This is a genomic window from Verrucosispora sp. SN26_14.1 (assembly GCF_004307965.1).
GTDB lineage: Bacteria > Actinomycetota > Actinomycetes > Mycobacteriales > Micromonosporaceae > Micromonospora.
The window spans coordinates 1-9,291 of the sequence record NZ_SISL01000234.1; the positions used below are offsets into that span (position 1 = coordinate 1).

9 protein-coding genes are annotated in these 9,291 nt (G+C 73.7%); 6 read left to right on the forward strand and 3 right to left on the reverse strand.

All coding sequences use genetic code 11. From position 1 onward, the window contains the following. From EYA84_RS19790 to deoC, 5 genes are all read left to right on the forward strand, one after another. Positions 1–889: carbohydrate ABC transporter permease (locus EYA84_RS19790; protein WP_131054537.1), on the forward strand; the 889-nt coding region annotated here is incomplete at its 5' end. Continuing rightward, positions 889–1,713 (forward strand): carbohydrate ABC transporter permease, encoded by an 825-nt coding sequence (locus EYA84_RS19795; RefSeq protein ID WP_131054538.1) that lies wholly within the window; start codon positions 889–891, stop codon positions 1,711–1,713. The genes EYA84_RS19790 and EYA84_RS19795, both read left to right, overlap by 1 nt. Beyond that, entirely contained in the window at positions 1,710–3,191 is a 1,482-nt protein-coding gene (locus EYA84_RS19800) for an FGGY-family carbohydrate kinase (RefSeq protein WP_131054539.1), read from the forward strand. Before EYA84_RS19795 ends, EYA84_RS19800 begins: the two co-directional genes overlap by 4 nt. A gap of 26 nt (positions 3,192–3,217) precedes the next feature. Continuing rightward, complete coding sequence (locus EYA84_RS19805; protein ID WP_131054540.1) at positions 3,218–4,264, forward strand: zinc-binding dehydrogenase; 1,047 nt, start codon at positions 3,218–3,220, stop codon at positions 4,262–4,264. A gap of 128 nt (positions 4,265–4,392) precedes the next feature. Further along, positions 4,393–5,103, forward strand: a complete 711-nt coding sequence (deoC, locus tag EYA84_RS19810) for a deoxyribose-phosphate aldolase (RefSeq protein WP_131054541.1) — start codon at positions 4,393–4,395, stop codon at positions 5,101–5,103. 88 nt (positions 5,104–5,191) lie between these two features. Here the strand turns inward: deoC and cobF are convergent, their stop codons facing one another. From cobF to cbiE, 3 genes are read right to left on the reverse strand one after another with little or no spacing between them, the layout of a single operon-like run. Then, complete coding sequence (gene cobF / locus EYA84_RS19815) at positions 5,192–5,971, reverse strand: precorrin-6A synthase (deacetylating) (protein WP_131054542.1); 780 nt, start codon at positions 5,969–5,971, stop codon at positions 5,192–5,194. Next, on the reverse strand, positions 5,968–6,738 hold the full coding sequence (cobM, locus tag EYA84_RS19820) for a precorrin-4 C(11)-methyltransferase (protein WP_131054543.1): 771 nt from the start codon (positions 6,736–6,738) through the stop codon (positions 5,968–5,970). The genes cobF and cobM overlap by 4 nt, the downstream gene beginning before the upstream one ends. Next, positions 6,735–7,946 carry a precorrin-6y C5,15-methyltransferase (decarboxylating) subunit CbiE gene (gene cbiE, locus EYA84_RS19825; RefSeq protein ID WP_131054544.1) on the reverse strand — a complete coding sequence of 404 codons (1,212 nt, stop codon included), beginning with the start codon at positions 7,944–7,946 and terminating at the stop codon, positions 6,735–6,737. Before cbiE ends, cobM begins: the two co-directional genes overlap by 4 nt. 312 nt (positions 7,947–8,258) lie before the next feature. On the opposite strand from cbiE, the gene EYA84_RS19830 reads away from it, so the two are divergent. Further along, positions 8,259–9,291: ATP-binding protein (locus tag EYA84_RS19830; protein ID WP_201272433.1), on the forward strand; the 1,033-nt coding region annotated here is incomplete at its 3' end.

Consider the following 9,291-nt stretch of genomic DNA (forward strand, 5'->3'; position numbering starts at 1 on the left):
GAGTCGCCGCCCCCGCGAGGACCGGGGCCGGCGACTCTTCCTCGTCGGCATGCTCGCGCCGATGACCGTGCTGCTGCTCGCGTTCACGCTCTACCCGTTCGTGTCGGTGCTGGTCGGGTCGTTGCGTCGCAACGACCTGACCCGCCCGGACGAGCAGGGGTTCGCCGGCCTGGCCAACTTCGCCGACGCGCTCTCCGAGCCCGGTCTGCTGCGCGCGGTGCTGCTCACCGTCGGCATGGTGGTGGTCGCCGTGGTCGCCGAGTTCGCCCTGGGTACGCTCGCGGCCTCGCTGCTCTGGCGGCCACTGCGCGGCAGCCGGCTCTACCTGGCCCTGCTGGTGCTGCCCTTCGGCGCCACGCCGGTGGCGGCGTACCTCTCCTGGCGGTTGATGCTCAACCCGGACGGCGGGCAGATCAACGCCACCCTGGGCGCGCTCGGCCTGCCGACTCCGGGCTGGACGTCCGAGCCGATGCTGGCCGTGGTGGCCCTCGTGGTGGTCGACATCTGGCAGTGGGCGCCGTTCATCACGCTGGTCATGCTCGCCGGGCTCAAGTCGCTGCCGGACGAGACCTTCGAGGCGGGCGCCCTGGACGGCGCGAACGCCGTGCAGCGGCTGGTCCGCATCGCGTTGCCGATGCTCAAGCCGCTGGTGGCCTTCGTCGTGACGATCCGCGCGATCGACGCGATTCGCACCTTCGACTCGATCTGGATCATCACCGGGGGAGGACCGGGCGCGGCGACCGAGACGCTCGTCGTCCGCATCTACCGGACCGCCTTCAACGACCTGCACATCGGCGAGGCGTCCGCGCTCGGCCTGCTGCTGCTCGTCGTCCTCTTCATCCTCGGCAAGCGGTTCGCCGCGCCCGCGCTGCAACGGTTGGAGCACTAGTGCACGAGACGCGCAAAGGCCGGGTCCTGCGGACCGTGGCGATCTGGGGCCTCATCCTCTGGTCGGTCCTGCCGTTCGCCTTCATGCTCCGCGTCGGCTTCGCCGCCCCCAGCGACATCCGTGGTGGGTCGCCGGACTGGCTGGCCCCGCTCTACATGTTCAACGTCGTCGACCTGTTCGGCGACGCGGACTTCATGTCGGCGATCGGCCGCTCGGTCCTGGTCGCCGTGGTGTCCTCGGCGATCGCCATCGCCGCCGCCACCCCGGCCGCGTACGCCTGCGCCCGGATGAAGTTCCGGGGCCGCGCCGACTTCGAGTTCTGGGTGCTGTCCACCCGGATGCTCCCCGCCGTCGTCGTGGTCATCCCGTACTTCGTGCTGTTCCGCCAGCTCGGCGGCATCGACACGGTCTGGGCGCTGACCGTGATGCACACGGTGGTCAACCTCGCGGTGACGTTCTTCCTGCTGCGCAGCTTCTTCGCCGACCTGCCGGCCGCGGTCTTCGAGGCCGCCGACCTGGACGGCTGCTCGGAGACCCGCAAGTTCGTCAGCGTGGCGTGGCCGATGGTGCGCAACGGCGTCGCCGCGGCGGCGGTGTTGAACTTCATCTTCTCCTGGAACGAGTTCGTCTTCGCGTTGACCCTGGCCAGCGGCGAGGCGAAGACCGTCTCGGTGGCGATGCTCGGGTTCATGCAGTTCCAGTCGGTGGCGATCGGCCCGATGATGGCCGCCGGCACGCTGGCTGTGCTGCCCGTCGCCATCGTGCTCTTCCTGTCGCAGAAGCAGCTCGTCACCGGCATGAGCTTCGGGGCGGTCAAGGGATGACCGACGTCGTGTGTGTGGTCGACGCCGGCACGACCGGGATCCGTTGCGCCCTGGTCGACGAGCGGGGCGAGGTGCACGGCCAACACAGCCGGGAGTTGGCCGTCGACCACCCGCAGCCGGGCCGGGCGGAACAGTCCCTGCCGGCGATGTGGGAGGTGACCGTCGGGGAGCTGCGTGCCATGCGGGCCGTGGCCGCACAGGCCGGGCACCGGGTGGTCGCGCTGACCCTGTCCACCCAGCGGGCCTCCGTCGCCGGACTCGACGCCGACCTGCGCCCGGTCACCCCGCTGGTGCTCTGGATGGACCAGCGGGGCGCGAGCGAGCTGGACGCCCTGCGGGCGGCCGTCGACCCGGACACCTACAGCCGGGTGTCGGGGATGCCGCTGAGCACCATGCCGGCCCTGGCCACCCTCGTCTGGCTGCGGACCCACGCCCCCGAGGCGTACGCCGCGTCGTCCTCCTTCGTCGGTGTCCAGGAATGGCTGCTGGCGCGGTTGACCGGCGGCCGACCGCAGGTCGACCGCAGTTGCGCCTCCTGGTACGGCCTGCTGGACCTGCACGCCGGGCAGTGGAGCGACGACCTGCTCACGGCGTTCGACCTCGACGGTGCCCGCCTGCCCGAGCTGCGCGCGGCCACCGACGTCGCCGGTGCCCTGCGCGACGAGGTGGCCGACGCCACCGGCCTGCCGCGCGGGCTGCCCGTGTACGTGGGCGGCGGCGACCAGCAGTGCTCGGCGGCCGGTGGCGGCGGGGTCCGTCCCGGCGCCGCCACCGTCAACCTCGGCACCTCGGCGACGATGGTCTTCCCGGCCGCCGTCGGTGACGTCGTCGACCCCGCCGGGTTCGTCCGCGCCGCCCACGTCGTCGAGAACTGCGTCTCGGTCGAGGGCACCATCCCGGCCTGCGGGTCGGCACTGCGCTGGCTGCGGACTCTGCTGCGCTACGGCGACGACGACACGGCGTACGAGCGGATGTCGGCCGACGCCCGGCAGGTCGAACCCGGCGCACGCGGTCTGCTCTTCGCGCCCACCATGGCCGGCGTCGGCACCCCGCACTGGACGGCGGCCGGCGGCCGGATCGACGGCCTCGACTTCACCCACGGACCGGGCGCCCTGGTCCGGGCCACCATGGAGGGAATCGCCCTCCAGGTCCGCGACGTGCTGCGGCACCTGCCGACGGACCTGGCCGGACCGACGTTGACCGCGATCGGCGGCGGTGCCCGCTCGGAGGTCTTCGGCCAGATCTTGGCCGACGTCACCGGCCGCGCCATCGAGGTCCCGGCCGGCGATCCGCAGGCCGCACCGCTGCGCGGCGCCGCCCTCTCCGCCTGGGTGGGCCTCGGCCGGTACCCGGATCTGGCGCACGCCGCCGGTTCCCCCGCCGCCGCCCGCCGCCACCTGCCCGATCCCACCACCGTCCCTGTCTACGACGCCCTGTACAGCCGGTACCTCGACGTGACGGACCTGGCTGCGGCGTGACACGCACCATTCGAGGAGAACGCGAGATGGAAGCCCACCCCACGGAAGAACCGTCGATGCGGGCGCTGATGCTGACCGGTGACCGCACCTCGGTCGTACGCCGGGTGCCGCGCCCGGTGCCGGCCCCCGACGAGGTACTGGTACGCGTGACGTCGTCGGCGGTCTGCGGCAGCGACCTGCCGCACTACCGCAAGCCGGCGGCCGAACTCGACAACCGCCTGCACACCGTGCCCGGCCACGAGGCGGTGGGCGTGATCGCCGCAGCCGCCGCCTCCGGCGCCGGACCGGCCGAGGGCACCCGGGTCATCGTCTACCAGCACTCGGGCTGCGACGAGTGCGTCTTCTGTCACAGCGGCGAGCCGATGTTCTGCGCCGACCGGCGGACGCTCGGCAACCACCGGGGCGGCGCCGACGCGGAGTACGTCACCGCTCCGACGACCGGCGTCCTGCCGGTACCCGACGACGTCAGCGACGGACTGGCGACGCTGATCGCCTGCAACTTCGGCACCGCGTACTCGGCGGTCCGCAAGTCCGGGGTCGGCGTCGGCGACCGGGTCGCCGTCTTCGGCCTCGGGCCGGTCGGTTGCAGCGTGGTGGCCCTCGCGGTGGCCGCCGGTGCCGAGGTCTACGCGGTCGACCCCATCGAGGGGCGGCGGGACCTGGCCAAGACGCTGGGGGCGGTGGTCGTCGACCCGCTCGGACAGGACCCCGTCGCGACCGTCGCGGCGGTCACCGAGGGCCGTGGACCGGAGATCGTCTTCGAGTGCTCCGCGAACCCGACCGCGCAGGCGCAGGTGATGAAGCTGGCCCGGCCGCACGGCACGGTGGTGCTGCTGGGCGCGAACAACAGCATGGAGATCGACCCCGGCGTGGACGTCATCCGCAAGGAACTGCGGGTGCTCGGTAGCTGGGTCTTCACCCAGCCGGAGTTCCCGGCCGTGCTCCGGGCCGCCCGTGGCCTTCCCGCGCTGGCGCACCTGCTCGCCCCGCCCTTCCCCGCCGACCAGGCGGCCGAGGCGCTGGCCGCGGCCGACGCCGGCCACGTCGGGAAGGTGTTGATCGACTGGTCGTGACCCGACCGAGCGGTGTGCCGCTCCCGTTCACCCGGTCCTTGACCATCCCCAGATCCGCCACTACGGCGGCCGAGGCGCGCGACGCCGGCCGCCGGGTGCCGCACGTCCGCACAAAGGAGATCCCCGCCATGACGTCCGCCACGACGGCCCTGCCGGCCGACCTGACCCCGGCCGCCCTCGCGCCGTACATCCAGCACACCCTGATCGAGGTGGGCACCACCCGGGAACGCATGATCACGCACGCCGAGGAGGCGCTCACCCACGGCTTCAACGCGGCGATGGTGCCGGGTTCCTGGGTGTCTGTCGTCGCCGAGGTGCTGCGCGGCACCGACGTGCAGGTGGCCTCCGCCCTGGACTTCCCGACCGTCGGCGTGACCACCAGCGCCGGCAAGGCGTTCGAGGCGGAGAGCCTGGTGCGCGCCGGTGCCGCACAGATCGACATCGGGGTGCAGATCGGCTGGCTCAAGAGCGGCATGTACGACGAGTTCCGCGAGGACATCGCCGGTGTCGTCCGCGCCTCCGGTGTGCCGGTCAAGGTGATGCTGGAACTGCCGCTGCTGACCGCGGCCGAGCGGGAGACCGCCATCGAACTCTCCATCGAGGCGGGTGCGGCGTACCTGAAGAACGCCAGCAGCGGCGCCGTCGAGGTCGCCAACCCGGAGAGCATCGGCTACCTGGTGTCCCGGGCCGCCGGCCGGAGCCGGGTCAAGGCGTCCGGCAGCATCAAGTCCTACCCGCAGGCCGTCGGGCTGCTGCGGGCCGGGGCCGAACTGCTCGGCACCAGCGCCGGCATCGCGATCGTCACCGACACCGCCACCGCCACGACGGTCAGCTACTGACCCGGTGGTGACGACGTGACCGCCCGGACGCGGGTCGGCGAGAGGCACCCTCGCGCCCGCGTCCGGGCCACGTCGCCCGTCGGCCCGGTCACGCCTCGCCGGCCGGATCCCGGCGCCGCAGCAGGTACGTGTCCATGATCCAGCCCTTGCGGCGGCGGGCCTCCCGGCGGGTCTCCACGATCCGCTCCGCCACCTCCGACAGCCGTCCGGCGACCAGGATCTCGTCGGCGGTGCCCAGGTAGGCGCCCCAGAAGATGTCGAAGTCCTCGTCCAGGTAGTGGGTGAAGGAACAGTTCGCGTCCAGCATCACCACGATGTCGTCGACGTCCGAGGGCAGTTGCTCGGCCAACCGGCGGCCGGTGGTCACCAGGAACGCCCGGCCCACCCGGTTGAGCCCGATGCGGTGCCGCGCGGCGAGCGTCGCCACGCTGCTGACGCCCGGGATCACGGTGTGCTCCACCGCGATCCGGCCGCGCGCCCGGATCTCCTCCACCACCGCCAGGGTGCTGTCGTAGAGCGCCGGATCGCCCCAGACCAGGAACGCGCCGCAGCCCCCGTCGGGCAGGTGCGCGGCGATGGCCTCCTCCAGCAGGTCGGCGCGGTCCCGTCGCCACTGGTCCACCGCCGAGACGTACCCGGCGGCGGTCCTGTCCCGGTCCGGGTCGCGTACCTCGACCACCCGATGCTCCGGCCGGGCGAAACGAGCCAGCAGCTCCTGCCGCAACGCGATCAGGTCGTGCTTCTCGGCACCCTTGTCCAGCAGGAAGAACACGTCGGCCCGGCGCATCGCCTCGGCTCCGGCGAGGGTGAGCTGACCCGGGTCGCCGGCCCCGATGCCGATCACCAGGATCGTCCGCGCGGCGCTCATGCCGTCGGCCCGTGCGGACGCTTGGCGCTACGGTCCCGGCCGGGGGAGTAGAGGTAACTGTCCGGAAAGGAGTCGGCGGCCAACGCGGCCCCGACGATGATCACCGCGGTCCGGCGGATGCCGTGCGCCTCCACCTGATCGGCGATGTCGGCCAGGGTGCCGCGCAGCACGATCTCGTCGGGACGGCTGGCGTTGGCGACCACGGCCACCGGACAGTCCGACCCGTAGTGCCCGACCAGCTCTCCGGCGATCTGCCGGGTCCGCGCCACCGCCAGGTGCAGGACCAGCGTGGCGCGGCTGCGGCCCAGCTCGGCCAGGGTCTCCCCGGGCGGCATCGGCGTCGACCGGGCCTGGGTACGGGTGAGGATCACCGTCTGCCCGACGGTCGGCACGGTCAGCTCCCGGCGCAACGTGGCCGCCGCCGCCGCGTACGACGGCACGCCCGGCACGATCTCGTACGGCACCCCGGCCGCGTCCAGCCTCCGGGTCTGCTCGGCGACGGCGCTGAACACGGCCGGGTCGCCGGAGCAGAGGCGGGCGACGTCGTGACCGTCGCGGTGCGCCTCGACCATCGCCGCCACGATCTCGTCCAACGTCAGCTCGGCGGTGTCCACCAGCCGGGCGTCCGGCGGGCAGGTGGCGAGCAGGTCGGCGGGGACCAGGCTGCCCGCGTACAGGCAGACCTGGGCGCGGGCCAGGACGCGTTGCCCGCGTACGGTGATCAGGTCGGCGGCGCCCGGTCCGGCGCCGATGAAGTGCACTGTCATGGCTTGCTCACCGCCCACTGCACCAGCGCGCGGGCCGGTTTCCACCCGGTGAAACCGCCCAGCGGCGTGGCGCGTTCGATCGACAACCGGGTCAGGTCCCCACCGTGCCGGGCCAGTTGGTCGGTGAGTTCGCGCTCGCCTTCGAGGGTGACCGCGTGGGCGACGAGCCGCCCGCCGGGACGCAGCGCGTCCCAGGCCGCGTCGAACACCCCCGGTGCGGTCAGCCCGCCGCCGACGAAGACCGCGTCGGGCGCGGGCAGGTCCGCGAGGGCCTGCGGCGCCCGGCCCCGGACCACCCGCAACCGGGGTACGCCGAGATTCCGGGCGTTGGCGACGATCCGGTCGGCGCGGTCGTCACGGCCCTCCACCGCCACCGCCGACGTGGAGGGATCGCTGCGCAGCCACTCGACCGCCACACTGCCGCTGCCGGCCCCGACGTCCCAGAGCAGGTCGTCGCCGGTGGGTGCGAGCCGGGACAGGGCCAACGCGCGGGCCTCCCGCTTGGTCAGGGCGCCGTCGTGCGCGAAGGCGTCGTCCGGCAGACCGGGCACGGTGGAGAGCACCCGCGTTCCGGCTACGGCGACGACCCGTACCGCGACCACGTTCAGCGGATCGCCGGGTGGGGCGGCCCAACCCTCGGCCCGGCCGTCGACCCGTTGCTCCGTGTCGGCGTCGAGCGCGCCCAGGACCGTCAGTTCGCTGTCGCCGTACCCGGCGTCGGTCAGCAGCCGGGCCAGCGCGGCGGGGGTGGCGGCATCGGTGCTGAGCACCAGCAGCAGTCGGCCCGGGGCGAGGTCGCGGCGGACCTCGTCCAGGTCACGGCCGACCGCGCTGCGGACGGTGACCCGCTCCACCGGCCAGCCCATCCGCGCGCACGCCAGCGTGATCGAGGAGGGATGGCCGACCACGCGCACCCGGTCGGCGCCGAGGAGCCGGACCAGGTGCGTGCCGATACCGAACCACATCGGGTCGCCGCTGGCCAGTACGCAGATCCGCCGGTCGGCGTGCGTCGCGAGCAGGTCGGGCAGGGCCGGCAGCAACGGCGTCGGCCAGGCGACCCGCTGCGCCGGTACGCTCTCCGGCAGCAGGTCCAGGTGCCGCCGGCCGCCCAGCACGACCTCTGCCTGCCGCACCGCGTCGCGTCCGCGCTCGCCGAGCCCCGCCCAGCCGTCCGCGCCGACGCCGACCACGGCGACCGGGGATGTCATGGACCTCACGCGGCGCAACGGTAGTCCAGCAATCCGCGACCCTGCCGCCCCGGGGGGTCGGTGTGACATCATCGGCGACGACGGCGCGGTGGGGAACACCGGTGAGCCGGCCCGAACGGGGTCGGCGAATCCGGGGCGGTCCCGCCACTGTGACCGGTCCGGCCCCGCGCCGGCCACCGGAAGCCAGACACTCGCTGCGTCGTGCCACGTCGGCCGCTGCGTCGGCGTGGTCGGTGACCGGCCGTGGGCGAGGACCCACGCGAGGTGAAAGGTGTGGCCGTGCGGTCGTACCCCTTCTCTGCCGTCGTCGGCATGGACGACATGGCGTTGGCGCTGAACCTGTGCGCGGTCTCCCCGGCGATCGGCGGTGTGCTGGTCCGAGGCGAGAAGGGCACCGCGAAGTCGACCGCCGTGCGGGCCCTGACCGCGTTCCTGCCCCCGGTCGACGTGGTGACCGACTGCCGCTTCTCCTGCGACCCGGCGGCACCCGACCCGGACTGTCCGGACGGGCCGCACCCGGCCGACCCACCGGCCCGTACGCGTCCGGCCCGGTTGGTGGAACTGCCGGTCGGTGCCGGTGAGGACCGCCTCCTCGGCGCGCTGCACCTGGAACGGGCACTGCGCGAGGGCGTCACCGCGTACGACCCGGGCCTGCTGGCCGCCGCCCACCGTGGCCTGCTCTATGTCGACGAGGTCAACCTGCTGCACGACCACCTGGTGGACGTGCTGCTCGACGCGGCGGCGATGGGGCGCGCCACCGTGGAGCGCGACGGCGTCTCGGTCACCCACGCGGCCCGGTTCGTGCTGGTGGGCACCATGAATCCCGAGGAGGGGGAACTGCGCCCGCAGCTGCTGGACCGCTTCGGTCTGACCGTCGAGGTCGCCGCCAGCCGGGACCCGCAGGTGCGGGCCGAGGTGATGCGCCGACGGCTCGCGTACGAGGCCGACCCGGACGGTTTCGCCGCCCGCTACGCCGACGCCGACGCGGCGCTGGGCGCACAGGGCGCCCGCGCCCGGACCCTGCTGCCGACGGTCCGTCTCGACGACGCGACGGTGACCCGCATCGCCGCCCTCTGCGCCGCCGCCGAGGTCGACGGGATGCGCGCCGACCTGGTCATCGCGCGGACCGCCATCGCCCACGCGGCGTGGTGCGGGCGCACCGAGGTGAGCGTCGGTGACGTCCGGGTCGCCGCCCGGCTGGCCCTGCCGCACCGCCGCCGCCGCAACCCCTTCGACCCGCCGCAGCAGGACGCCGCCGACCTCGACCGGGCGCTGCACGACGCCGGGCTGGACGAGCCCGGGCCGCCCGAGGAGGAGCCGGATCCGCCCACGGACGGCCCCCCGG